Origin of the sequence: Rhodococcus sp. RDE2 (genome assembly GCF_020885655.1) — a bacterium.
Taxonomy (GTDB): Bacteria; Actinomycetota; Actinomycetes; order Mycobacteriales; family Mycobacteriaceae; genus Rhodococcus; species Rhodococcus pyridinivorans.
This window is the reverse complement of sequence record NZ_AP025186.1, coordinates 2,609,237-2,633,484: the sequence shown is the minus strand read 5'-3', so window position 1 is coordinate 2,633,484 and position 24,248 is coordinate 2,609,237. Positions and strand designations below refer to the sequence as shown.

24 protein-coding genes and 1 pseudogene are annotated in these 24,248 nt (G+C 67.0%); 10 read left to right on the top strand and 15 right to left on the bottom strand.

The window, feature by feature from the left end; genetic code table 11:
* Window positions 1-130: 130 nt before the first annotated feature.
* Window positions 131-547: a hypothetical protein gene (locus tag LPH33_RS12315; protein WP_143543578.1), complete on the bottom strand. Its 417-nt coding sequence runs from the start codon at window positions 545-547 to the stop codon at window positions 131-133.
* 76 nt (window positions 548-623) lie between these two features.
* Between LPH33_RS12315 and LPH33_RS12310 the strand changes: the two genes are divergently transcribed.
* Window positions 624-1,052 carry an amphi-Trp domain-containing protein gene (locus tag LPH33_RS12310; protein ID WP_088899190.1) on the top strand — a complete coding sequence of 143 codons (429 nt, stop codon included), beginning with the start codon at window positions 624-626 and terminating at the stop codon, window positions 1,050-1,052.
* 80 nt (window positions 1,053-1,132) lie between these two features.
* Here LPH33_RS12310 and LPH33_RS12305 read toward each other — a convergent pair whose 3' ends face one another.
* Entirely contained in the window at window positions 1,133-1,936 is an 804-nt protein-coding gene (locus LPH33_RS12305) for an IS5 family transposase (RefSeq protein ID WP_229565117.1), read from the bottom strand.
* A 350-nt stretch (window positions 1,937-2,286) separates the two neighbouring features.
* Here LPH33_RS12305 and LPH33_RS12300 point away from each other — a divergent pair.
* Window positions 2,287-2,832, top strand: a pseudogene (locus LPH33_RS12300) (alcohol dehydrogenase catalytic domain-containing protein); the annotation flags it as partial.
* Here the strand turns inward: LPH33_RS12300 and LPH33_RS12295 are convergent.
* The gene (locus LPH33_RS12295) at window positions 2,815-2,931 is read right to left on the bottom strand and encodes a TetR family transcriptional regulator (RefSeq protein WP_229568323.1); all 117 of its coding nucleotides are present in this window, start codon (window positions 2,929-2,931) and stop codon (window positions 2,815-2,817) included. The pseudogene LPH33_RS12300 and the gene LPH33_RS12295 sit on opposite strands and share 18 nt — an antisense overlap.
* Window positions 2,932-3,199: 268 nt before the next feature.
* Window positions 3,200-4,144: a helix-turn-helix transcriptional regulator gene (locus tag LPH33_RS12290; protein WP_229568182.1), complete on the bottom strand. Its 945-nt coding sequence runs from the start codon at window positions 4,142-4,144 to the stop codon at window positions 3,200-3,202.
* Window positions 4,145-4,233: 89 nt separating this feature from the next.
* Between LPH33_RS12290 and LPH33_RS12285 the strand changes: the two genes are divergently transcribed.
* Both LPH33_RS12285 and LPH33_RS12280 read left to right on the top strand, forming a co-directional pair.
* A complete protein-coding gene (locus LPH33_RS12285) occupies window positions 4,234-4,653 on the top strand; it encodes a VOC family protein (protein WP_229568180.1) in 420 nt (139 codons plus the stop codon).
* Window positions 4,654-4,730: 77 nt separating this feature from the next.
* Window positions 4,731-5,054 (top strand): pyrimidine/purine nucleoside phosphorylase, encoded by a 324-nt coding sequence (locus LPH33_RS12280; protein ID WP_229568178.1) that lies wholly within the window; start codon window positions 4,731-4,733, stop codon window positions 5,052-5,054.
* A gap of 97 nt (window positions 5,055-5,151) precedes the next feature.
* Here LPH33_RS12280 and LPH33_RS12275 read toward each other — a convergent pair whose 3' ends face one another.
* Together LPH33_RS12275 and LPH33_RS12270 are read right to left on the bottom strand one after the other, a co-directional pair.
* Window positions 5,152-6,639 carry a DHA2 family efflux MFS transporter permease subunit gene (locus LPH33_RS12275; RefSeq protein ID WP_229568176.1) on the bottom strand — a complete coding sequence of 496 codons (1,488 nt, stop codon included), beginning with the start codon at window positions 6,637-6,639 and terminating at the stop codon, window positions 5,152-5,154.
* 77 nt (window positions 6,640-6,716) lie between these two features.
* Window positions 6,717-7,427, bottom strand: coding sequence for a PadR family transcriptional regulator (locus LPH33_RS12270; protein ID WP_229568174.1), 711 nt, complete (start codon window positions 7,425-7,427; stop codon window positions 6,717-6,719).
* Between the two features lie 177 nt (window positions 7,428-7,604).
* Here LPH33_RS12270 and LPH33_RS12265 point away from each other — a divergent pair, with 177 nt between their 5' ends.
* From LPH33_RS12265 to LPH33_RS12250, 4 genes are all read left to right on the top strand, one after another.
* Complete coding sequence (locus tag LPH33_RS12265; protein WP_229568172.1) at window positions 7,605-8,705, top strand: VanZ family protein; 1,101 nt, start codon at window positions 7,605-7,607, stop codon at window positions 8,703-8,705.
* A gap of 109 nt (window positions 8,706-8,814) precedes the next feature.
* Window positions 8,815-9,936 (top strand): zinc metalloprotease, encoded by a 1,122-nt coding sequence (locus tag LPH33_RS12260; protein ID WP_229568170.1) that lies wholly within the window; start codon window positions 8,815-8,817, stop codon window positions 9,934-9,936.
* A 30-nt stretch (window positions 9,937-9,966) separates the two neighbouring features.
* A complete protein-coding gene (locus tag LPH33_RS12255) occupies window positions 9,967-10,281 on the top strand; it encodes a hypothetical protein (RefSeq protein WP_016691390.1) in 315 nt (104 codons plus the stop codon).
* Window positions 10,282-10,414: 133 nt separating this feature from the next.
* Window positions 10,415-12,622, top strand: coding sequence for a molybdopterin-dependent oxidoreductase (locus tag LPH33_RS12250; protein WP_420714491.1), 2,208 nt, complete (start codon window positions 10,415-10,417; stop codon window positions 12,620-12,622).
* Between the two features lie 333 nt (window positions 12,623-12,955).
* On the opposite strand, the gene LPH33_RS12245 is transcribed toward LPH33_RS12250, so the two are convergent.
* The 5 genes from LPH33_RS12245 to LPH33_RS12225 form a co-directional block, all read right to left on the bottom strand.
* On the bottom strand, window positions 12,956-13,186 hold the full coding sequence (locus LPH33_RS12245; protein ID WP_229568168.1) for a hypothetical protein: 231 nt from the start codon (window positions 13,184-13,186) through the stop codon (window positions 12,956-12,958).
* A gap of 147 nt (window positions 13,187-13,333) precedes the next feature.
* Window positions 13,334-15,508: an FG-GAP repeat domain-containing protein gene (locus LPH33_RS12240; protein ID WP_229568167.1), complete on the bottom strand. Its 2,175-nt coding sequence runs from the start codon at window positions 15,506-15,508 to the stop codon at window positions 13,334-13,336.
* A 47-nt stretch (window positions 15,509-15,555) separates the two neighbouring features.
* Window positions 15,556-16,017 carry a hypothetical protein gene (locus LPH33_RS12235; RefSeq protein ID WP_229568165.1) on the bottom strand — a complete coding sequence of 154 codons (462 nt, stop codon included), beginning with the start codon at window positions 16,015-16,017 and terminating at the stop codon, window positions 15,556-15,558.
* Window positions 16,018-16,028: 11 nt separating this feature from the next.
* Window positions 16,029-17,228, bottom strand: coding sequence for a S8 family peptidase (locus tag LPH33_RS12230; protein ID WP_229568163.1), 1,200 nt, complete (start codon window positions 17,226-17,228; stop codon window positions 16,029-16,031).
* A 202-nt stretch (window positions 17,229-17,430) separates the two neighbouring features.
* A complete protein-coding gene (locus LPH33_RS12225) occupies window positions 17,431-18,171 on the bottom strand; it encodes a winged helix-turn-helix transcriptional regulator (protein ID WP_160875454.1) in 741 nt (246 codons plus the stop codon).
* Between the two features lie 51 nt (window positions 18,172-18,222).
* On the opposite strand from LPH33_RS12225, the gene LPH33_RS12220 reads away from it, so the two are divergent.
* On the top strand, window positions 18,223-19,146 hold the full coding sequence (locus LPH33_RS12220) for an alpha/beta fold hydrolase (RefSeq protein ID WP_229568161.1): 924 nt from the start codon (window positions 18,223-18,225) through the stop codon (window positions 19,144-19,146).
* Window positions 19,147-19,164: 18 nt separating this feature from the next.
* On the opposite strand, the gene LPH33_RS12215 is transcribed toward LPH33_RS12220, so the two are convergent.
* Genes LPH33_RS12215 through LPH33_RS12200 form a run of 4 tightly spaced genes read right to left on the bottom strand, consistent with a single transcriptional unit; the run spans window position 19,165 to window position 22,308 of the window.
* A complete protein-coding gene (locus LPH33_RS12215) occupies window positions 19,165-19,428 on the bottom strand; it encodes a WhiB family transcriptional regulator (protein ID WP_160875458.1) in 264 nt (87 codons plus the stop codon).
* Window positions 19,425-20,048 carry a LutC/YkgG family protein gene (locus LPH33_RS12210; RefSeq protein ID WP_160875460.1) on the bottom strand — a complete coding sequence of 208 codons (624 nt, stop codon included), beginning with the start codon at window positions 20,046-20,048 and terminating at the stop codon, window positions 19,425-19,427. Before LPH33_RS12210 ends, LPH33_RS12215 begins: the two co-directional genes overlap by 4 nt.
* Window positions 20,045-21,547 carry a LutB/LldF family L-lactate oxidation iron-sulfur protein gene (locus LPH33_RS12205; RefSeq protein WP_160875462.1) on the bottom strand — a complete coding sequence of 501 codons (1,503 nt, stop codon included), beginning with the start codon at window positions 21,545-21,547 and terminating at the stop codon, window positions 20,045-20,047. Before LPH33_RS12205 ends, LPH33_RS12210 begins: the two co-directional genes overlap by 4 nt.
* Window positions 21,544-22,308, bottom strand: a complete 765-nt coding sequence (locus LPH33_RS12200) for a (Fe-S)-binding protein (RefSeq protein WP_085468316.1) — start codon at window positions 22,306-22,308, stop codon at window positions 21,544-21,546. The genes LPH33_RS12205 and LPH33_RS12200 overlap by 4 nt, the downstream gene beginning before the upstream one ends.
* Window positions 22,309-22,528: 220 nt before the next feature.
* Here LPH33_RS12200 and LPH33_RS12195 point away from each other — a divergent pair, with 220 nt between their 5' ends.
* A complete protein-coding gene (locus tag LPH33_RS12195) occupies window positions 22,529-24,247 on the top strand; it encodes an L-lactate permease (protein ID WP_419957089.1) in 1,719 nt (572 codons plus the stop codon).
* The last annotated feature ends 1 nt before the right edge of the window (window position 24,248 follow it).

Below are 24,248 nucleotides of genomic sequence, written 5' to 3'. Positions count from 1 at the left end.
GGAGAGAGACCGTCGAGAAGCTCGCGCAACTCCACCATGTGGTCAGCGTCACATGTCGCTGCTCTCGGAGCAAGCACTCATGACTGTTTGGCGCGGCCCATGTTCATAACCCGCCGGGCCAAGAGTGGAATCACCGCTGTGTGCGGCGACGACGCCTTCCATCCGGCACGTCGGATTGTCCGGCCGGCTCTGCGGCTCCTCGACTGCTCCCGAACTCGACGGCATCTGCGTCCGCACCTCGGCCGGTCAGTGCCTGTACCACCATCTCGAGGTCGTGCAGCGTCACCTCATCGGCCGATGAACGGCCTTCTTCATCTCGAACGGAACGGGCCATGACAACTCCTGACAGAAGAACCACCGACCGCACCGTCGACCGTCGCAACACGAACAGAACCATCGCCACACGAACCGGCACCGGCAAGGCACCGGGCCCGACATCATCGGCAGGCCTGCGGCACCGCAAGTCTAATCCCGCCCGGAGGTACTTTTCGCCGCGATCGGTCGCGCGCACGTAACTTGCCAGGACGACGAACCTCGAAATCGTCACGACTCCTCGTTCACGACTCCTGCCTACCCCGCGGCGGATACCGTGGATGCATACTTCACCGAGGTCAGGAGTTGCCGTGCCGAAGCTGGAGATCAAGCAGAAGGCCGAACTTTCCCGAAAGCAGGCGTCCGAGCGATTGATCGCGCTCGGCCGCGCCTTGGCGACGGGATCCGAAGTGGAACTGGACTCGGGCGGTGACACCATTTCGCTCGTCGTCGCCGACCGACTCGAATGGGAACTCGAAATCGAGGTGGACGGCGACCAGGTCGAGATCGAGGTCGAATTCAGTTGGCGCGACGCCCCATCCGACAGTCCACAAGTCGAAGCGGACGACGAGGAGGAAGACGACGAACCGGACGAAGAAGCGGACACCGCCGAAGGTTCGGATCAGGACCCGGATGAGGACGAGGACGAAGGCGAGCCGCAGCAAACCGAGCCGCGGCGGAGAGCCCCGGTCAAGAAGACGGCGCGGCGTGGCCGGCCACGCAAGCGCGCCGCCGACTGATCGATGCACAGCCCCTGCGCCGTCCCTCCTCTCTCGTCGCCGTAGGGACGATGCAGCGCAGAGTCACCATTGAGGTTTTCTCACCGGGCTGGTGCTTGTAGGTGAAGAAGCACGAGGGCTGCAGCAGCGATCGCACCGATCCTCCACGGACATAGACTGATTCGCTGCAGCGCCTTCCACCGGGTCTTCAGCAGCGCGTTCGCGCGTTCGGCCGGAGCGCGCATCGCAGACAGCAGCGTGTTGCGGCAGCGGGTGCCGGCATCGAGACCATGGCCTTTCGTCGGGACGTGGACGCCGATCCCGGCACCGGTGTACCCCTTGTCGGCGAGGGTGGGCATCCCGCCGGCGGCAGCGTGGTAGAGGGCGCCGAGGATCCCGCCCCGACGAGCAGCGGTGAGGTCGTGCACCGAACCGGGGGCAACCTCGGACACCCAGATCGGGTAGCCGGTCGGATCGGTCAGGACCTGGACGTTGCCGCCATGGCGGCGATGTTTACCCGAGTACCACACGTCGTGCCCGGACTCGGAACGCTCCCGGCAGCGAGTCGAGGCGATGAGGGTGCCGTCGAGACAGACATGCTCCCAGCCGGACTCGATCCCACGTTCGAGCACGTCGTGCAGGTTCGGGGCGTGCGCGGCGATCACGTCGATACCTTCGTGGAGATACCGGTAGGCGGTGGCCTGCGAGATGCGGGCATCGCGCGCCAGGGTGGCGACGTCGGTGCCGTCGCGGAACCACCGCAGCACCATCAGAGCCTGGACGTAGACGGTCGCGGCCCGCTGCCACGGTCGGCGATCGGTCCTGCGGCGGTGGGCAGCGAGGATACGGGTGACGAAGGTCAGGGTGTGCTCGGGCACGTCGAGCGTGGCACGATAGGTGATCACGTGGGGTCCTGCTTCGGGAATGAATTTCTTGGTCGAAACCATTCCCTACCAGTCCGGGCCCCACGTCCTCAGCACCGCCCCGGCCCCCGACTCGACACAGCTCTCATGAGTGCTCTCCTGGTGAGAAAACCTCATTGACAGCTACTTCATCTCATTTGATACTTCGGAATCATGCTGCGCATCAGGTAGGTGATGGATGTGGCGGTCGAGGGAGGGAAACTTCTCGCACGTGCCCTGGAGCCCGCCGAAGTATCGGACGCCTTTGCACCACGCAGAGGTCGCCTGGATGCATTCCGGACCACCGTCCTCATGCCGCATCGTGGAACCATCGCACAGTCCAGGTTGCACCGATGAAGGCCGTCAGTTGCCATCGCGCGACCCTGTCGGTCGTCGACATCCCTACCCCCGGACCCAACCGAGGACAATTGCTCCTCGACGTTGTGCGTTGCGGCATCTGTGGATCGGATCTGCACGCAAGAGACCACATCGACGAGCTGACAGAGGCGATGTCTGCACTCGGTGTCAAACATGCTGCCGGCAGCGACATGCCGTTCGTCTTCGGGCATGAGTTCTGCGGTGAGGTGGCCGAGCGTGGCCGCGGCGTAAGTGGACGGTTCAAACCGGGCTCCAGGGTCGTATCGTTTCCGCTGCTGCGGGACCGCAACGGTGTGCACATGACAGGTCTGTCCCCGGCAGCGCCAGGAGCCTACGCAGAACAGGTATTGGCAGAGGCTGCACTGAGTTTCGTGGTACCCAATGGTCTGAGTCCCGACATCGCGGCACTGACCGAACCCATGGCTGTCGCGCTCCACGCCGTACGGCGCAGCGACATTTCGCGTCGTGATACCGCCATCGTGGTCGGTTGCGGTCCGGTAGGTCTAGCGATCGTGTGCCACGAGCCGTTCGAGTCCCCATCGGCCGTCCACGTGCCGGTACAGCGCGGCAGCGGACACACCGAGCCTGGAGGCGACGGCGTTGAGGCTCAGCTGTTGCATGCCGAGCGCGCGACCGACCCGGACGATGTCGTCGAGGTCGATCTTGCGCGCGCGTCTGCCCAGCTGAGCCACCCGATCCCCTCCCCCGAAGCGCTTAAGTTATACCCCATAACTTAGGTGAGTCTAAGCAGGCCTCGTTTCCGGATGCAAGACGTATCTCGCGGAAGGTCCACAACCGAAAAGCGAGGCTCACAATCCTGGTGGTCGACCCTGCGGGTTGTGAGCCTCATTTCTGCGTTGTGGACCTTCCGCCGAACGCACTCTGCGGTCAGCGGGTGTAGCGGTCGGCGAGCTCGGCTCCGATCCGCGCCAGTTCCTCCTGCACCGAGGCGGGCTCGAGCACCTCGACCATCGCGCCCCACCCGGCGAGATTCCGCGCGATGTCGAGCGGGGTCGGGGCGGCGATCCGCACCCGGCTGCGTCCGTCGTCGAGTTCGTCGTCGACGTCGCAGTGCCGGCCGAAGTGGCTTCGCAGGATGGGCACATACCGGGTTCCGATGAGCACCGTCGCCCACGTGCGCGAGCGCTTCTGCTCGACCTGCCCGATCACCTCGTCCCACGCCCGCTCGAGTTCGAAGTCGTCGGGACGTTCCGCGGTGTCGTCGGTGGGTTCGGCCTCGCTGATCCGGTCGACGCGGAAGGTGCGCTGCCCTCGTTCGGTGCCGGCGATGAGATACCAGGTGCCGTCCTTGTCGACGAGTCCCCATGGGTCGACGACGCGCTCCGATCGCTCCCGCACGGCATTCGTGTAGGTGAACCAGACCTTCCGTCGGCGCACCACCGCGGTCTGCAGCAGGTCGACGATCTCGGGTCGCGGACGGTCGAGCCCGCTCCAACCGGTCCGGTCGCTCATCACCGCACCGGCGGCCGCTTCGGCGTCCGCCCGGAAGGTCTGCGGCAGGGCGCGAACGAGCTTGCGAAGTGCGGTCTTCGCCTCCGCCGACACGGGCGCTGCCGGCCCGACGAGGAGGAACAGCGCCTGGGTCTCGGTGGCCGACAGTCCGCTGAGGTCGGTCCGGGCTCCGCCGACGAGCGACCACCCGCCTCCGCGTCCCGGCTGCGGATAGACGGGGATGCCTGCCGCCGACAACGCTTCGAGATCGCGGCGCGCCGTCGCCACCGACACCTCGAGCTCCTCCGCGAGATCGGCAGCGGTCACCCGTCCCCGCTGTTGGAGGAACAACAGGGCCGCGACGAGCCGGTCTGCGCGCATGCCTCGAGTATTCCGAAAAAAGTGCTCAGTCGATGAGCACTTTGACTGCGAGAGTTGTTCCCAGAAGACCAACGAGAGGAACGACCGTCATGTTGCGAGGACTCACCACCACCAACTACATCGTCGACGACCTGCGTGCCGCTATCGACTGGTACACCGAACTGCTCGGTGTCGAGCCGTATTTCGTACGCGAGGTCGACGGAGCGCCGGCGTACGTCGAGTTCCGGCTCGGCGACTTCCAGCACGAACTCGGATTCATCGACCGCCGGTTCGCGCCGCCGCACCGGGCCGGTTCGGACACCGGCGCGACGCTCACCTACTGGGCGGTCGACGACGTCGAGGCCACCTACGAGCGGCTCCTGTCGCTCGGAGCCACCACGCACGAGGGCATCACCGAACGCGGTCCCGGGTTCGTCACCGCGTCGGTCGTCGATCCGTTCGGCAACGTGCTCGCGGTGATGTACAACCAGCACTATCTCGACATCCTCGACTCCGTGAAGGTTGCCTGAAATACACCTCGCGACGGACGGGCGCACACCCACCCCGGCGACCGGCGACCTGCACCCGCCTCGCTACGCTCCAGCTCATGAGTGAGCCGACTTCGACCTACACCAACGTGACGCTCGACCCGCGTGCCAACGTCTACTTCGACGGCAAGTGCGTCAGCCACAACTTCCATCTCGCGGATGGAACCCGTAAGTCGGCCGGCGTGATCCTGCCCGCGACCCTGAACTTCGGCACCGCTGCTCCCGAGGTCATGGAGCTGCACAGCGGCGCGTGCCGCGTCCGGTTGGCCGGCAGTGAGGACTGGACCTCCTACGGTGCAGGCGACTCCTTCTCGGTGCCCGGCGACTCGTCGTTCGACATCGAGGTCACCGAAGCCGTCAGCTACGTCTGCCACTACGGCTGACCACACTCCCGAGCGAACGAGAACGCTCCCACCGAGTCCTGCTCGGTGGGAGCGTTCTTCCGTTCGCGGCGACCGGGCCACTACATACGAACCCGACTCAGCCGGTGACCTCTGCGCGGTCGGCCGAAGTGCCGGCCTGCGCCTTCCGCTGCGACGAGGCGTGGCCGACGAACATCGCCGACGCCACGATCCCGATGATCAGAACCGAGGCGGGCAGGAGCATCGACTGGCTCAGCGCGGTGCTGAACTTCTCGGCGATCTGCTCCGGGAGACCGGCTCCCATCGCGGCTCCGCCGCCCTCACCGGCCTGCACCTCACCCAATCCTTGGGCGGCCATCCGCGACGAGATCAGAGCACCGATCGCGGCGCTGCCCAGCACCGAACCGACCTGGCGGGTGGTGTTGTAGATGCCGGCACCGGCGCCCGCCTGGTGGATCGGCAGGTTGTGCGTTGCGGTGGAGGCCAGCGGTGCCCAGATGCACGAGTTGGACACGCCGGCGATACCGGCGATGAGCAGGAACAGCACGATGGGACTGTCCGGCGTCATGAGCACCGCGAAGCCGAAGATCGTCGCGGAGAAGAGCGTGAAGCCGACGGTGGGCAGCACCCGGGGCGGCATCCGGTCGGAGAACTTGCCGATGAGCGGTGCCGTCAGACCGGTGACGATCGCCATCGGGGCGAAGATCAGGGCGGCTTTCGTGGGTGAGAATCCGCGGACCGTCTCGAGATAGAAGTAGGCCGGAACCATCAGGGCGGTCATGGCTGCGCCCATCGACGAGATCGCGATGTTCGACATCGAGAAGTTCCGGTCGCGGAACAGGGCCAGGGGCACGAGAGGTTCGCCCTTGTTGCGCGCCTGGTTGAGCACGAACAGCACCATCACCGCGATACCCGCGACGATCATCGTCCAGGTCCAGACGTCCCAGTCGCGGCTGGAACCTTCCTGGATTCCGAAGACCAGCAGGAACAGTCCGACGCCGCTGAGGATCACGCCGACGACGTCGAACTTGTGCGGTTGGGTCTCGAGACTGGGCACCAGCCATGCCGCCAGCACGAAGGCGATGACGCCGACCGGGACGTTGATGTAGAAGATCCAGTTCCAGCCCTGCCAATCGACCAGCACACCGCCGACGAGGGGCCCGAGCAGCGAGGCCAGACCGGCGACCGCGCCCCACAGACCCATGGCCGCGCCGCGCTTGTCGGGCGCGAAAGTGCGGGTGATGATCGCCATCGTCTGCGGCGTCATCAGCGCCGCGCCAAGTCCCTGGACGGCGCGGGCAGCGATGAGCATCTCGATGGTGCCGGAGGTCGCGCACCACAGCGATGCCGCGGTGAACACCACCAGGCCTGCGAGATAGACGTGCTTGGGTCCGAACCGGTCGCCGAGACGACCGGTGAACAGCAGGGGCACCGCATAGGTGAGCAGATAGGCGCTGGTCACCCAGACGACCTGATTGATGTCGGCCTGCAGGTCGGCCATGATCGCCGGGTTGGCCACCGCGACGATGGTCAGGTCCAGCAGGATCATGAAGAACCCGACCACCAGGGCCGAAAGGCCCCACCACGGATTACGTTCGGTTTTCATCGATTTCGTTCCTGTTCGTACCGGTCGAGCACGACCGGCGATCTATTGGGTCAAGGTGTCCCGGTGCGGTCGATGTACTACGGCCGCCCGGGAGCACTACTTCCCGCACTGCTCCTCCGCAGTTCGGCGAGAGTCTCGTCCGTCAGCGCCGCACCCCAGTCGCGGCCGAGATCACAGGGCGGGTCCGGAATTTGTCGATCCGCGGCGTCGAAGCTCTGCCACACCAGGGAGCCGTTGCGGATCTCCTCGATCAGTCCGCGCAACCAGTCCGCTTCGTGGGCGGTCCTGTCCCGGAGGAAGTCGACGGCCACCCAGTAGCGACGCGGCACGCCGTTGTCCGCGGCCCACGTGCGGATCGCGTCGAATTCGACGAGTTCCTCCTCGAGCCGGTCGATGCGTTCGCCGAGGAGGGCGACGACCTCGTCGGCCGGAAGGTTGTGCGATTCGGCGAGGCCGAGGGGAAAGATCGGATACTCCCGCACCGGGCGACGGATGATCTCGGCGAGGCGGGCCCGCACGGCCGCGGCGCCGGCCGCAGTGATGCTGTAGGTGGTGCGCTCGGGCCGGTTGCCTGCGCGTTCGGTGCCCTCCTGCCGGATCAGTCCGCTTTCCGCGAGGCGGGAAACGGTGTGGTACAGCGAACTCGGCCGGAGCTTGATCAGGTTGTCCTCGCGCCGCTTGAGCAGAAGCTGGTGCATCTCGTAGGGATGCATCGGCCGTTCCTCGAGCAGCCCGAGTACCGCGACCGCCATGGGCGTCAGGACGGGGATGCGGGGCTGATCGGACACCGGTCTCGATTTCCTTCGATCGTCGGGAGGCGTTGCGATTCTGCGACTGGTTCGCTTCGAATAGTCGGCGCCGAATATACGGCGTGGAATAGCAGACGGACAAGCAGGTGGGATCGGTCGACATCGGCACGCTCGAGCGTCCCCGGAATCGGCGCGTCCGGGTGGCAGACTCCCCTCGTGGACAGTCGCGTCGAACTCGGAGTCATCGCAATCTTCGCCGGCCTGCTCGTCGGTGCGGTGCTGTTCGTGCCGTTCGTCGCGGTGAGCTATCGACGCCGCGGCCGCCTCTCACTCGGACGGCTGGCACTGTTCGTCGCGGCTCTCGTCTACTTCTGGGCGCTGTGGGCGTACACCCTGCTGCCACTCCCCGACCCGCAGATGCTGGTGTGCGCCGGGACCAACACCGATCCGCTCGCCTTCGTCGACGACCTGTGGGGTGCGTGGTCGAACACCGGCAGTCCCACCGCATTCCTCCGCGACACGGCGGTCCTGCAACTGGCACTGAACGTGCTGCTGTTCGTTCCGCTCGGATTCTTCGTCCGCGCGCTCGGGGGCCGCGGAATCCTCGTGGCGATCGCGGCCGGGTTCGCGACGTCGCTGTTCGTCGAACTCACCCAACTGACCGGCATGTGGGGTGCGTACGACTGCGCGTATCGGGTGTTCGACGTCGACGATCTGCTCACCAACACGGTCGGCGCGGCGCTGGGTTCGCTGTTGGCACTTCTGGTTCCGCGCGGATTGTCGGATCCTTCCGCTGACGTCGACCCGGGAGCACCGCGCCCGATCACCGTCCCACGCCGGTTGCTCGCGATGTTGTGCGACTGGCTCGGCTACACGTTGACGACCTTCGCCGTGGCGGTCGCGGTGCGGGCCTACCTGATCTACCTCGCCGACGATCGCGCGACCGCCGTCGAAGGTCCGGTATCGACGATCATCGGCGGCAGCGTGACCCTCGCGGTGTGGTTGCTCGTCATCCTCACCACGGGCAGGTCTCCCGGTGATCACGTCGTGCGACTGCGGTACGTGGGAGGCTCGATGCCCGTGGCGGTCTCGCGGCTCCTGCGGTTCCTCGCCGGGATCGGCGGATACGGTCTGCTCGATCTTCTCCCCGAGGAGTGGAGCATCCTGGTCACGATCTTCGCGGGTGTCGCGGTGGTGACGGTTCTGTTCACCCGCAACGGTCGCGGTCTGCCGGGTGTGCTGACCAGGCAGGAACTCGTCGACAGTCGTGCGCTCCCGCAGCCGGCGGTGGAGGTCGATTCGACAACCCGCACGTGATCGTCACGTCCGAAAGGAGGCTCTTCGAGTAGTCCGCTACGCATGATTCCGCAGCACCCGAGCGTGAAGCTTCGTTCGAAGCACTTTTCGGCGCAGGAAAGGATCCGTCATGGCCGACCTGGACTCCCCGTCGACCCGCGAGGTCTGCGGAACGATGGCTGTGCATCACAAACTGCTGTTGCAGAGCCCCAGCTACAAGCAGCGCTGCGAGATGTTCGAGAACCGGGTGTTCGCCTACCGGACAGGACGGCGCGCACCGGCCCCGACAGGTGTCGTGAGCATTCCGGTCGTCGTTCACGTCGTGCACGATCCCGCGTCGGCGTCCCAGAACATCGGTGAAGACCAGATCCGGAGCCAGATCGCCGCCCTCAACCGGGACTTCCGCGCCGCCAACCCCGACCGCACGAAGGTGCCGGAGGTCTGGAAGGACCTCGTCGCCGACATCCAGGTCGAATTCCGACTCGCGACCGTCGATCCGGACGCCGCACCGACCGACGGGATCACCAGGACCCCGACGACGAGGGAGTACTTCACGGCGGACGAGGACGACATCAAGTCGTCCGACACGGGCGGCGCCGACCCCTGGCCGAGCGACGACTACCTCAACATCTGGCTGTGCGACGACCTTCGCGATTCGATCGGTCGGCAGATCCTCGGCTACGCCCAGTTCCCCGGCGGACCGGCAGCGACCGACGGTGTCGTCATCGCCCACTCGTGCTTCGGGACCACCGGCACGGCGCGACCTCCCTTCCATCTCGGTCGCACCGCGACACACGAGATCGGCCACTGGCTGAGCCTGCGCCACATCTGGGGCGACGACGGCGACGGCTGCTCGGGCACCGACTTCGTCGACGACACCCCGAACCAGGCGGGCCACAACTTCGGCAAGCCGCGATATCCGCGGGTGACCTGCAACAACGGTCCACACGGCGACATGTTCATGAACTACATGGACTACACCGACGACGAGGCGATGTTCATGTTCACCGCCGGGCAGGCGCTCCGCATGCGAGCATGCCTGGAAGGCCCGCGGGCGTCGTTCCTGCTCGGGGCGCTGGAACCGGCCCGGACGGAATCGCTCGCACCCGGGCCGTCCGGCAACGGTGAGACGCGAACCGACACCTCGGCGCTTGCGTCGCTCGACGGCGAGGTGGACGAGCTGCGACGTCAGATCGCAGCGATCCGGTCGCTTCTGGATCGGATCGGCGGAATCCTGGACCGTGCCGGCTGAGCACCCACCACGGACCCGTCAGGACGAACTGTGAGCGAACCGTCTTCGATCATCGGTACCTGGTTCCATTCCTACGAGGAGGACACCGACACTGCGAGGGTCTACCGCCCTCGCGGGTTTCCGTTTCCTCGCTCGCGCGGACGACCCGGATTCGAGTTCCGGCAGGACGGCACCTACGTCGAGTACGACGGCGGTCCCGACGATCGTGGTCGCGCGCGTGTCGGACAGTGGCAGGACCTGGGCGACGGTCGTGTCCGCACCGTCCTTCCCGAGGCGGACCCGACTCCGCATGTGCGCACGGTGCTCTCCGTCGACGACGAGGTCCTCACCTTGGACGGACCGTAATGCCCGAGAAGGGCAAGTTCCTCAGGTGAACATGAGCGTCGCCACGACCCACCCGAGCCGGGCGTACATGCGCAGGTTGCCGAGGCTGTGTTCGCACGTTCCCGAATGCTCACGGCGGTGCTAGATTGCCCGCATGACCGCGGAGGGGGCCGCTGTGTCCACACATACTGTTGCTCGTCAGTGCACCCTGTGCGAGGCGCACTGCGGAATCCTCGTCACCGTCGATGGAGACAGAGTGACCCGCATCGAGGGCAATCCCGACGACATACTCTCGCACGGCTACATCTGCCCGAAGGCCACCGCCCTCGCGGACCTGCACCACGATCCGGACCGGCTCCGGCGTCCGATGCGGCGCGTGGGTGACGGCTTCGAGGAGATCGGCTGGGACGAGGCGTTCGCGCTGGCCGGTGAACGGTTGCGCGCCGTCCGGCGACAGTACGGTCGCGACGCGATCGCGATGTACCTGGGCAATCCGGCCGCGCACAGTTCGTCGGCTGTCTACGGCATCGCGCTGCGCATCGCTCTTCTGACGCGCAAGTTCTACACGGCGTCCTCGATCGACCAGTTCCCGCAGGAGTTCGCGGCGTGGAAGATGTTCGGCTCGAACGTACTGATGCCGATCGCGGACGTCGATCGCACCGACCGGTGGTTGATCTTCGGCGCCAATCCTGCGGTCTCCAACGGGTCCATCACCACCATGCCCGACGCGCGCGGCCGGATCGCCGCGATCCGTCGCCGGGGCGGCTCGGTGGTGGTCGTCGATCCGCGGCGCACCGAGACGGCGCGGCTGGCGGACGAGCACATCGCGGTGCGTCCAGGTGGGGATCCGTATCTACTGCTCGGGATGCTGCACACGATCCTGACCGACGGCACTCGACCTGCGCCGGGCAGCGTGCCGCTCGCCGGCGTGGACGAGCTCGCCGAGCTGGTCGCCTCCTGCTCACCGGAGGCGATGGCGCCGCGCGCCGGGGTGGATGCGGACACGATCCGGCGTCTGGCTCGCGAGCATGTCGCGGCACGGTCGGCGATCGCCTATGCCCGGATCGGTGTCTGCCATCAGGTCACCGGCACTCTCACACATTGGCTGGTGAACACGCTCAACGCCGTGACCGGGAATCTCGACCGGCCGGGTGGTCAGATGTTCGCGACGCCTCCGATCGATGCGGTGCGGCTGGTGCGTCGTCTCGGTTCGGGATACGGGCAGTGGACCAACCGCACCGGGGAGCACAAGTCGTTCCGGTCGGAGCTTCCGGTGGTGGGTCTGGCCGACGAGATGCTCGGCGACGGAACGGGGTCCGGTGGCCCTGTCCGTGCGCTGGTCACCTATGCCGGAAATCCGGTGCTGTCCACTCCGCAGGGCGGGCGTCTGGATGAGGCTCTCGAGAGTCTGGACTTCTTCGTCGCGGTGGACATGTACGTCACGGAGACGTCGCGGCATGCCGACCTGATCCTTCCCCCGGTGTCGCATCTCGAGCGGGAGGAATTCGATTTCCTGTTCCCGGTGTTCTCCGTGCGCAACAATGCACGGTTCAATGCCCGGGTGTTCGAGCCGGCGGCGGACGCTCTCGAGGACTGGCAGATCATGTCGCGGTTGATTCTCGAGGTCGTTCCGGTTCCGGTGCGGTCGCGAGTGACGCGGCCGCTGCGGGCTCTGGTCGATCGGCTGAGTCCGGTGCGCCTCGGTGCGCTCGGGGTTCTGACGGGGCCGCACGGGGTGCTTCGTCGCGGACGTCGGGGTCTGACGCTCGGGCGGATCCGGCGGACGCCGGGCGGTATCGATCTGGGCCCGTTGGAACCGCGGTTGCGTTCGCTGGTGGCCACGCGGGATCGTCGGGTGCAGGTGGCGCCGCCGGAGTTCCTCGCCGAAGCCCGCCGTCTGCTCACCGCGGACGAGAAGGCCGTGCGGGATACGGAATTCGATCTGCGTCTGATCGGTCGCCGGCATCTGCGGTCGAACAATTCGTGGTTGCACAACATTCCGACGATGGTCAAGGGCCGTGATCGGTGCACGGTCCTGATGCACCCCGACGATGCTGCGGCGCGCTCGCTCGTTCACGGTCAGCAGGTGACCGTGCGGTCGCGGATCGGCAGCATCGTGGTGCCGGTGGAGGTCAGCGACGAGATCCGGCCGGGCACCGTTGCGATCCCGCACGGCTGGGGGCACGGGGAGAAGGGTGTCGGGTGGTCCACCGCGGCCGCGCATCCCGGCGCCAATGTGAACCTCCTGCACGATCCGGCGGTCATCGACACGTTCACCGGCACGGCCGCAGTCAACGCGACGATGGTGAACGTGTCCGCGGCGGACGAGCGCTCCGCGGACCACGCTATGAGCAGGAAGTAGTCGTCGCGACTCACCGCACCGGGACCGATCTGCGACGACTCCGACGCGGTGCGGCCGGTCGGTCGTGACGGTCGATCCGTGTGCTTTCGCGCGACCGTCGACTCCCATCGTTACTCTGCCTTCGGCCCGAAAGGGGAACATTCTTGCGTCGCTTCGTCCATCAGGATCTCAGGTCCGCGAGCGCCAGTCGGCTCAGCGTCCTGGGATTGTTCATCGGATTGGTCGTCGGTTTTCTCGCCGTCCCTTCGGCAGCGCCGCTGTGTTCTGTGACCGGGTCCGGATTGGGCGCGCTCCTCGGTGCACTCGTGCACCGGAGGTCCGAGCATTATCGCCTCACTCGATGCCCCGCCGACCACCGTCCTTCTCGAAGGCGCGAGCCTGTCGCAGCACCTGATCGACGAACTCGCTCGCGCGGCCGCGACCTACACGACGCTGGCGGTGCAGGCCAGCCTGCGTCCGTTCAACAGCGATCACGTGCCATTCACCGAAAACAGGGATTCCCGCGGTGCTGACCAATGAAGGAGCCGACAGCACGAACGCGAACATCCACAGTGCGCGCGACATGCTCGATTCCATCGACTACGACCTCGCACTCGAGATCCTTTCGCATGGATGTTGCTGCTACAGCACGTCTGCTGGTAGCGGAACAGACGTGAACAAGGGGTTCCGGCCGGTGCGACGCACCGGCCGGAACCCCTCGATCGAGTACGGTCACGATCTGTGCAGCCATACACCGGCGCTGCCGAACCCGATGATGTCGGCGCGACCGTCGCCGGTGGTGTCCGCCAGGAACCGCGGATGCTGGTCGACCCGCCACCCACCGGCGTCGTAACCGAAGTTGGTGACGATCAATCCGGGCGCGTCGAACCCGCCGTTGCCGAGTGCCCGCGACACGTAGACGCCGGCATTGCCGAACCCGACGATGTCCGCCCGGCCGTCACCGGTGGTGTCCGCCAGGAACCGCGGGTGCCGATCGATCCGCCATCCTCCGGCGCTGTAAGCGAAGTTGTCGACGACGCGCGTGACCGGCCCGTACGTCCCATCGGCTCGCGCCAGGGAGACATACACACCCGCCTCGCCGAATCCGACGATGTCGGCCCGGCCGTCCCCGGTGATGTCCGCGAGGAACCGTAGATGCCGCTCCACGCGCCAACCACCCGCGTTGTACCCGAAGTCGTCGACGACGCGCGTGACCGGACCGAACGTCCCGTCCGCCTGCGCCCGAGACACGTACACCCCGGCATCACCGAATCCGACGATGTCCGCCCGGCCGTCACCCGTGGTGTCGGCCAGGAACCGCGGATGCCGATCGACCCGCCACCCACCGGCAACGTAGCCGAAATCGGCGACCACCCTCGTCACCGGACCGAACGACCCATCGGCCTGAGCCCGCGAGACATACACCCCGGCATCACCGAACCCGACGATATCGGCCCGACGGTCCCCGGTCGTATCCGCCAGGAACCGCGGATGCCGCTCCACCCGCCACCCACCGGCAACGTAGCCGAAATCGGCGACCACCCTCGTCACCGGACCGAACGACCCGTCCGCCTGAGCCCGCGAGACATACACCCCGGCATCACCGAACCCGACGATGTCCGCCCGGCCGTCCCCGGTCGTATCCGCCAGGAACCGCGGATGCCGCTCCACCCGCCACCCACCGGCCTGGTAGGCGAAGTCCTTGACGACGAGGCGTGGTGTCTCGAAGCGTCCGTTGGGCTGGGAGCGCGACACGTAGACACCGGCATCACCGAATCCGACGATGTCGGCGCGGCGGTTGCCCGTGGTGTCGGCGAGGAACCGCGGGTGCCGATCGGTACGCCACGATCCGGCGTTGTACCCGAAATTGTTGACGGCGAGCTGCGGCGCCCATCCGAGGTGCCCGGGAGTGACGCCGCAGACGGTGAACGTGTTGCCCTTCATCAGGCACGGGACGCCACCTTCGGCCGCGCAGTTCTCGCAGTTGCCGTTGGCGAGTCCGTATCGTCCGAAGGCACCGCCGCACGTGCACCTGCTGTCCGCGTACTCGTCCGGGCAGCCGAAGATGTGTCCGGTCTCGTGCGCGAACACCCGGTCGATGTTGTCCGGGCCCCAGCCGTCGTTGTTGTAGTCCATGACGACCCGTGGCGCACCCGCGTACGCGAAGTGACCGAGCGGATACTTCGTGAAGAAGGCGCAGTACGTCCAGCGGGTTCCGTAACGGCTGCGGATGTCCTCGACGTAGGCACCCACGCCGTTCCAGTCGGCACTGTAGCCCAGCGCGCCCATCGCCGGATCACGCCAGAGCGCCTCGAGGTCGGCAGCGGACGGGTCCGCCTGCACACTCAGGTTCACGTTCTGGATGTCGTACGAGAAGGAGATGCCCGCCAAGGGGTTTGCGGTGGCGAGCCATCCCAGACCGTTCTGGACCTCGGCGATCACCTTCACCACCTCGGCCTCGGAGAAGCTCAATGCCGCAGTCGGTCCCTGAACGATGACGATGCCGACCGCCACCGACCCCTCGAGATAGGAACTCGTCGGGCCCGCTTCCTGCTCGCTGTCGCTCTCTGCCACCTGGGGCGGGACGGGCACGACCGACGTGCAGTCCCCCATGTCCCACTCTCGACCGTCGCGGGGCCGGTTCTCCTTCGCCCGCCGGTAGTCGGCGGATTGCCGCAACCGTTGCGCCGCGAGGCCCAGTGTCTCGACCTCGGTGGGGTCGTCGACGAGGTCCCGCATGTCTCTGATCTCCGGGACGGATTCCTCCGCGGACTCCCCCGGAGCGGCAAGGATGGAGATCCGCCCGTAGCGGTGGATCGTTCGTTCCTGTGCCTCGTCGCTCGGATCGGCTGCGCGTACGTCGTCTGCACGTACGACGCGTTCCGTGATGTTCAGGTCGCCGGTCATGTCATGCTCCTGATGTCGAAAATGTGTGCAAACCGGTCCGGTGCGAGTCACCGGCCGGGGATGTCCGGCGGTTCGAATCCGGGAGTGTCCCAGTTCGAGCCCTCGCCGGGGCGCGTCTTCGGCGCGTGTCGGGCCACCCAGGCGTCCACGAACAACTGCTCCTCGGGCGACAGACCGAACGACTCGTCATCGGGGGCGGTGTCGTAGACGCCGAGGACGCCGGGGATTCTTCGAATGCCCTCCCTCACATCGGGATCCGCGAGGACGAGGAGCAGTCTGGGCCGGAGCAACTGGGTCACCGGAGCCATGGCCTCGACGTCGGCAAGGGTCGCGTCGGCTCGCTCGGGAACAAGGACGACCAGGTGCTCTCGCGGTGGTTCGACCATGGATGTCTCCCCGTCCTCCGAGGTGCTCCCTCGTTGCGGATTCGTGGCGTCGTGCGAGCAGGCCGCCGCCGACACCAGGACTACGGCCGACAACACCGCCAGGACGACGGAGGTCCTGCGCATCGGACGCCGGCTCACGGCGCGATGGCCAACCCCGCGCCCGCATCGACCTGCGGCAACGGCAGCACCTCGGCCCCGTCGACCAGCGTCTTCCAGAGTTCCTTTCCGGTCTTTGCCGTGCTCTGCACGATGAGCGCCGCCAATCCGGCCACGTGCGGTGTGGCCATGGATGTCCCGCTGATCGTGTTGTAGCGGTCCGGCATCGGCCACGACGAGTACACATCGACACCGGGTGCGGCGATGTCGATCGCGCCGCCCGGGACCACGGTGGCCCTGGCCGAGAACGCCGCCATCCTCAGGTCGGACGCCAGCGCCGCGACCGCCATGATCGACGGCGAGTTCGCGGGACTTCCGACGAATCCGGGGTCCGCGGGCCGACGCGCGTTGTTCCCCGCGGCCGCGATGATCAGTGTCCCGGCGGCCAGTGCGCGCTGTCCGACGGCCTCGTAGGCCATCACCGGCTGAGGAACGTTGGCGCCCAGCGACATCGAGACGACCTGGCACCCGTTGGCCAACGCCCACTCGATCCCGGCAAGGATCGTGGAGTCGGACCCACTGCCCTGATTGCTCAGCACCTTCCCGACGAAGATCGCCGCCTTCGGCGCGACGCCGTAACCCCGCGCGTTCGGTAGATTCCTCGGTCCACAGGACGTGCCGACACAGTGGGTGCCGTGTCCGTTCCCGTCCTGGACCGCCTGGCCTGCGATGAACGACTTGCTGATGATCGTCCGGCCCGCGAAGTCGGGATGGTTCAGGTCGAATCCGGTGTCGAGCACGGCCACTCGAACACCGGAGCCGTCGAACTGCGACGCGAGCGCACGGGTGGCCTGCAGACCCCAGGTGTGCCTGCGGCCGTCCGCCAGATGTGTCTCCATGGCGAGCGGTGCCGCCAGGGTATGGACGACATGTTCGGGTTCCACGGCCACGATCGCCGGATCCTGCCGTGCGACCTCCTCGAGCGATTCGACCTGCGACCCGTCGACCGCGGCGACAGCCACCCCGAGTCGTTCGAAGATGGTCGCGTCGGCGGATTCGAGTTCGTCGGCGGGTACCGCTTCCGGTCCCGTCTCGTCGCTGGACGCGATCGAGGTCACGCCGCTGATCGATTCGAGTGCGGCCACCCGTTCCTCGTGCGTGCTGTCCTCGGTGAAAGTGATGATCTGCCGGCCCGTGGTCTCGGCTTCGACGGGGCCGTCGACATCGTCCGTCATCATGATGGTTTCCTCTGATCCGAAGGGTGACAAGAGATGCGGGAGGACCCCGCGGGATCAGTATGGGAATCGGCCGATACCGGCGCCTGCGTAGACGACTACCCCATTTCGACCGGGCGGGTCGCGTCACTGGTGCGTAGCCGTTCTCGATTTCGGTGTTCCCGACCGCGCTGAGCGATGTCAGGAACACCGAAATCGCATCCGGTCACCGCGGGTGCGACCGCTCCGCGACGGGGCGGAACCACTCCCCCACACGCGACATCAGTGCGGGATGACCTGCGGCCGTGACAGATCCGTCCCGGACAGCACGAGACCAATCACTCCGACCGTGGGCGAGCGCCAGCAGTGCCGGGATCGACGACTCGAGATACACGTAGCGAGCCGGGTCCAACAGCGGATCGGTGAGGCATCCGTACGGTTGTGCGCCGCGCTGCACGACCAGCCAGTACCTGCGGTCGCACCGATGGTGGAGCCGGAACTCGAGCACGACCGGCCGGGCCGGACAGTGCGCGCGATCCACCCGTTGCGCCAGCCAGCCGAGCACAACGTCCGGGTCGCGTTCGACCATCGCCGGATCATCCGGCAACCACGTCTCCGCCCAGGTGCGCAGCGCGCCGAGCGGTGCCATCAACCCGAGGCCGACGTCGGTCAGACGGTAGGCCGGGTGCGGATCTTCGCAGCGGGACACCACGCCGAGCATCTCCAGCCGGCGCAGTCGGTCGGCGAGCACCGAACGCGAGATCCGGCCGGGCAGGCCGGTGGCGAGGTCGTTGAAGCCCTGCGGCCCGAGGGTTCCCAACTGCCGTACGACGAGCAGACTCCACCGGTCACCGAGGTGTTCGATGGCCTTGGTGAAGGAGCAGTAGCCGGCGGATCCGCTCGCGCCCACACCCCGAGTGTCCCACCGCCCGGCGGTCGGGTGCGGTTCGAAGTTCGAACTGGTCACGCCCCACTCGACGACGGATCGTGAAGACGAGGACGAGGTCCGGAGGTCACGATGAACACCCAGACGCGTGTACCGGGTCACCCGATTCGGGTGCGGAACAGATACGACCGGATGGTTCGGGACGCCGGTGGTCGGAGCCGATTCGTCCCGACACGGACAGGCCGGGCACACGTCGTCGAGCACGGTGACGGGCTACCGGTTGTCCATCTGCACGGCAACAACACCTCGTCGTTGTCGCACCTGATGCTGCTCGAGCACACGACGGCGGTGCACTCCTTCCTCGTGGATCGGCCGGGGTTCGGTCTGAGTGATCCGTCGGACTTCCACCGCACCGGACTCCGGCGGCATGCGGTCGGATTCGTCGACGACGTGCTCGACGGGCTCGGGCTCGAGTCGGCGGTTCTCGTCGGCGCGTCGGGCGGAGGGATCTGGTCGGTCTGGTACGCCCTCGATCGTCCGGAGCGGGTGCGGGGCGTGGTCATGCTCGGGTCCGTCCCGCTGCTGCCCGGTGCTCGGATTCCCGTCGATGTCCGGGTCATGGCGACCCCCGTGCTCGGGCAACTGCTCGGCCGCATCGTGAAACCGGGTCGACGGATGCTGCTGCACCTGCTGTCCTCGGTAGGCGAGGGCGGCACCATCCGGCGGTACCCCAACCTCCTCGATTCGCTTGTCGACGCGGCGCACGATCCCGTCGCGAGGGCAGCGAACGTTGCGGAGTTGCAGGCGATCCTGTCGCCGTTCGGCACCCGCCCCGAGGCCGGGATCCACCCGGATGCGCTGCGGAAACTACGAGTTCCCACGCTGATGATCTGGGGTGATCACGATCCCGTGGTCCCGGTGAAGGACGCGCAGGCCGTCGCGGCACTCGTACCGTACGCGCGCCTGGAAGTGCTGGTCGCGGGGCATGTGCCGCAGCTCGGTCATCCCGCACGGGTCGCGGCGCTGATCGAGGAGTTCGCCCATTCGATTCCGTGAGCAGCCCGCGGGACGCGATCAGGACATCGAATGGTGCAGCCGTTCGTGTTCCGACAGTCCGCCCCACACTCCGTGCGTTTCGCCGCTGAGCATCGCCTGGGTGCGGCACTCGACCAGCACCGGACAGCTCGCGCAGATGCGTTTCGCGACGACCTCGCGCCGCCTGCGAATGCTCGGTGGTTCGCCTTCCGGGGCGAAGAAGAAGTACTCGTCGGAGGTCCGGCAGTTGGCATGCTGTTGCCATCCGAGTCGTGGCCGGACACGCTCGGTCAGCACGGTCATCCGATCATCACCACCTCCAGGGTGCGGGGGCCGTGGACGCCCTCGACGCGTTCGAGTTCGATGTCCGACGTCGCGGACGGTCCACTGATCATGGTGATAGGCCGTTCCGGGACGAGCCGGGCCAGCGCTTCGGGCACTCCTACCTCGACGTCGCTCATCGCCACCACGCACACGTGCAGGTCGGGGACGAGCGTCAGCGCGCGTCGCCCCTGGTCGGGGCTGCCGTCGAGGAAGATCGTGCCCGTCTCCGCGCAGGTGACGGCCGAACCGGTGACGACCCCGTCGAGATCACCGAGGTCGGCTGCGGGCCGGTCGGTGGAGTCGACCACCACCTCGCCACCGAACTCCGCCAGCCACGAGCGATCCAGGCCCTCCGGGATCCCGACGCGGCGCACCCCGCGATCCGTGAGGATCTTCGCCAGCACGACGGGCAGATCCTCCGGTGTGCTCTCGTGCACGTGGGCCTTGTAGTCGACCAGCCGGTCGACCAGCAGCTCACGGCGCTCGGCGTCCGGCAGGGCGCGTCCGATGCGATAGTCGCGCGGTACCTCGACCGGTGTCGGCGGTGCCAGAGTCTGCGCCGAACGGATCCGGCCGAGAATCGCGTCGCGGCTGCTCATCGCTGCTGTCCTTCCTCGCGTGCCTTCGCGAGCGCGGCACGTCCTTCGTCGGAGGCCCACCATTGCCGGAAGGTCTGTTTCGGCGGGGCCGGCATGTCGCGAGCGTCGGTCCAGCCGGCGAGCGGACCGGGCAGATTGGTGATTCTCCCCTTCTTGCCGGCGAGGACACGGCCGAGTCCGGCGGCCTTCTGCGCGGCCGTCCAGCGTCGAGAGGACGACATGGCCAGCGACGCGGCCTTCATCGCCGCGGCCTCGGGTCCGAAGCGGGCGTGTTCGACCTTCTGGTGGCGCAGTTCCACCAGCAACGAGGGGATGTCGATCTTGACGGGGCATGCGTCGTAGCAGGCACCGCACAGGCTCGATGCGAACGGCAGGCTGGCGTTGGGGTCGTCGGGTTCGTCCATCCCGGCCAGTTGCGGGCTGAGGACGGCGCCGATCGGGCCCGGATAGGTCGAGCCGTAGGCGTGGCCTCCGGTGCGCTCGTAGACCGGGCACACGTTCAGGCAGGCCGAACACCGGATGCAGTGCAGTGCTTCACGTCCGATCTCGTCGGCGAGCGCGGCGGTGCGGCCGTTGTCCAGCAGTACGAGGTGGAATTCCTGCGGACCGTCGCCGGGGGTGACACCGGTCCACATCGACGTGTAGGGATTCATGCGCTCCCCCGTCGACGAGCGCGGCAGCAGCTGCAGGAACACCTCGAGGTCGCGGAAGGTGGGCAACAGCTTCTCGATGCCCATGACGGTGATGAGTGTCTGCGGCAGCGTCAGGCACATGCGGCCGTTGCCCTCGGATTCGACGACGGCGAGGGTGCCGGTCTCGGCGATGCCGAAGTTCGCGCCCGACACCGCCACCGGCACCGTCATGAACTTGTGTCGCAGGAACTTTCGTGCCGCGGCGGCGAGATGGCGGGGGTTGTCGTCGAGGTCGGGGTCGACGTCCGGCATCTCACGCAGGAAGATCTCGCGGATCTCGGCGCGATTGCGGTGGATGGCTGGCACGAGGATGTGCGAGGGCTTGTCGTGGCCGAGTTGGACGATGAGCTCGGCGAGGTCGGTCTCGTAGGCGGCGATCCCTTGTTCCTCGAGGTGCTCGTTGAGTCCGATCTCCTGGGTGGCCATCGATTTGACCTTGATGACCTCGTCGGATCCCGTCTTCCGGATCAGGTCGGTGACGATGGCGTTGGCCTCGGCGGCGTCTGCCGCCCAGTGCACCACGCCGCCGCGCGCTGTCACCGCCTCCTCGAGTTGGACGAGCAACTCCGGGAGGCGGTTGAGCACGTCGGTCTTGACGGCAGCTCCGGCGTCGCGCAGCTGCTCCCAGTCGGGCAGTTCCCCGGTGACGTTCAGTCGCTTGGCACGGATGGTGTGGGTGGCCTTGCCGATGTTGCGCCGCAACTGCGGGTTCGCGAGTTCCTGGCGCGCTGCGTCGGGAAACTTCTCGAGACCGCGCAGATTTCCGGATCCTCGTGGCGGGACGACGGGCATACCGAGTGCGGTCACGCGGGCACTCCCTTGGGGGCGACGGCCGGTTCCACGGAGGCGAGGATCTCGGCGAGGTGGATGGTGCGGGTGCCGGTGCGCAGGCGCGTGAGACCGCCGCCGATGTGCATCAGGCACGACGAGTCGCCGGCGCTGCAGTATTCGGCGCCGGTGGCGGCGACATTGCTCAGCTTGTCGGCGAGCATCGCAGTGGAGGTCTCGGCGTTCTTGATCGCGAAGGTGCCTCCGAATCCGCAGCACGAGTCGGCCTCGGGCAGTTCGACGAGGTCGATCTCGCGCACAGCACGCAACAGCTGGAGCGGTTTCTCCCCCACCCGCAGCATCCGCAACGAGTGGCAGGTGGGGTGATAGGTCACCCGGTGGGGGAAGTAGGCGCCGACGTCGGTGACGCCGAGGACGTCGACGAGGAATTCGGACAACTCGTACGTCTTGGCCTTGACGGTGTCGACCCGCCCGCACAACGACGCGGAACCGTAACGGGAGGCGACGATTTCGTGCTGGTGACGGACGGATCCGACGCACGATCCGGAGGGGGCGACGACGGCGTCGATACTGGTGTCGTCGAAGGCGTCGACGTAGTTCTCGACGAGCGGCAGCGCGTCGGGTTGGTAGCCGGTGTTGACGTGCATCTGGCCGCAGCAGGTCTGACGTTCGGGGAAGACGACGTCGTGCCCGAGCCGGGTGAGGAGCAGGGCGGTGGCCGAAACGGCCTTCGGGAACATCGTGTCGCCGAGGCACGTCGCGAACAGGGCGATTCGCATGGAGATCTCCGCATCGGGGGTGTGGTCTGACCACATTGAACCACACGTTCCGGAGATGCGCCGCACATTTTCGGACAGTGACCGCAAATTCCGTCAGGGGTCGACTGTGACGCGGACCATGGTGTACTTTCACGTGGTCTGACCACATCGGTCGAAATCACATCCGCCGCGAACAGCGGCGCAACCACAGGAGTTTCGTGTGGCAACCCGGATATCGGCGGTGACATTCACACCCGCCACTGACGCCATCGCAGGCAGCCTCACCGCGTCGGCTCTCGTGGGCCTTGCGCCGCTGCTGACCTTCTTCGTCCTGCTCGCCGGCTTCAAACTCAAGGCCTGGTATTCCGGACTCGGTGCCCTCGTCGTCGCGCTCGTCGTCGCGATCATCGGTTTCGACATGCCCGCGCCACTGGCCGGCCTGTCCGCCCTGCAGGGCATCACCTTCGGGCTCTTCCCGGTGATGTGGATCGTGATCACCGCGATCTGGTTCTACGAACTCACCGTCGTCAGTGGCCGGTTCGAGGATCTGCGGCGCATCTTCAACTCGATCGGTCACGGCGACATGCGGATCCAGGCGATGCTCATCGCTTTCTGTTTCGGCGGCATGCTCGAAGCACTCGCCGGATTCGGCGCACCCGTCGCGATCACCGGCGCCATGCTCGTCACCCTCGGTATGCCCGCCCTGCGGGCCGCGGTCACGGTCCTGATCGCCAACACCGCACCGGTCGCCTTCGGCGCCATGGCCATCCCGATCACCACCGCCGGCGCCCTGACCGACATCCCCGCCACCGAGATCGCCGCCGTCGTCGGCCGTCAGACACCCGTCCTGGCGCTCTTCGTGCCGCTGTTGCTGCTCTTCCTCGTCGACGGTCGTCGCGGTGTCCGGCAGGCCTGGCCGATCGCACTGGTCACCGGCACGACCTTCGCGCTCGCCCAGTTCTGGTGCTCGAGCCACTTCTCGTACGAACTCACCGATGTCGTCGCCTCGCTCGCCGGCCTCACCGCGGCCGTGCTGATGCTGCAGGTCTGGAAGCCGCGGACCCCCGAGGACCAACTCTCGCGCACCCGCACCGATACCATCGCGGTCCAGGCCGGCACGGAGGGACCCGGAGCCGCTCGTGCTCCGCAGCGTCCCGTCGCCGACGAGTCGCTGACCACCTCGCGCGTCGTCATGGCCCTGTTCCCGTACCTGCTGGTCATCACCGTGTTCGGCATTGCGAAGCTGTGGACCGTCGGTGTCGATCTGCCGGAGCGTCTCGCCGCCACCGACGTCAAGATCGAGTGGCCCGGCCTGTACGGCAATCTGCTCACAGGCAACGGCGCCGCGTCGAGCAGCGCGGTCTACACCTTCTCGTGGCTGTCGTCGCCGGGAACACTGCTGCTGCTCAGCGGCGCGATCGTCACCCTCGTCTACGCACGGTGGGACAGCGGCGGTATGTTCCCGCTGACCGTCCGTAGGGCCGCGGCCACCTTCGGCACCACCGTCGTGCGGATGAAGCTCGCCATCGCCACGGTGGCCACCGTCCTGGGCCTGAGCTACGTGATGAACCAGTCCGGCCAGACCGTCGCGATCGGCACGTGGCTCGCCGGCACCGGCGCGATCTTCGCCCTGTTCTCCCCGATCCTCGGCTGGCTCGGCACCGCCGTCACCGGCTCGGACACATCCGCCAACGCCCTGTTCGCCCGCCTGCAGCAGGCCGCCGGGCAGACCGCCGGCATCGACCCGACCCTGCTGGTCGCGGCGAACACCTCCGGTGGTGTGGTCGGCAAGCTGATCAGCCCGCAGAACCTCACCATCGCCGCCACCGCCGTCGATCAGCCGGGCAGCGAATCGGTGTTGTTGCGCAAGGTGATCGGCTACAGCGTCGCGATGCTCGTCATCCTCTGTGTGCTGGTCTACCTGCAGTCCACGCCGGTGTTGTCCTGGATGCTCCCCTGAT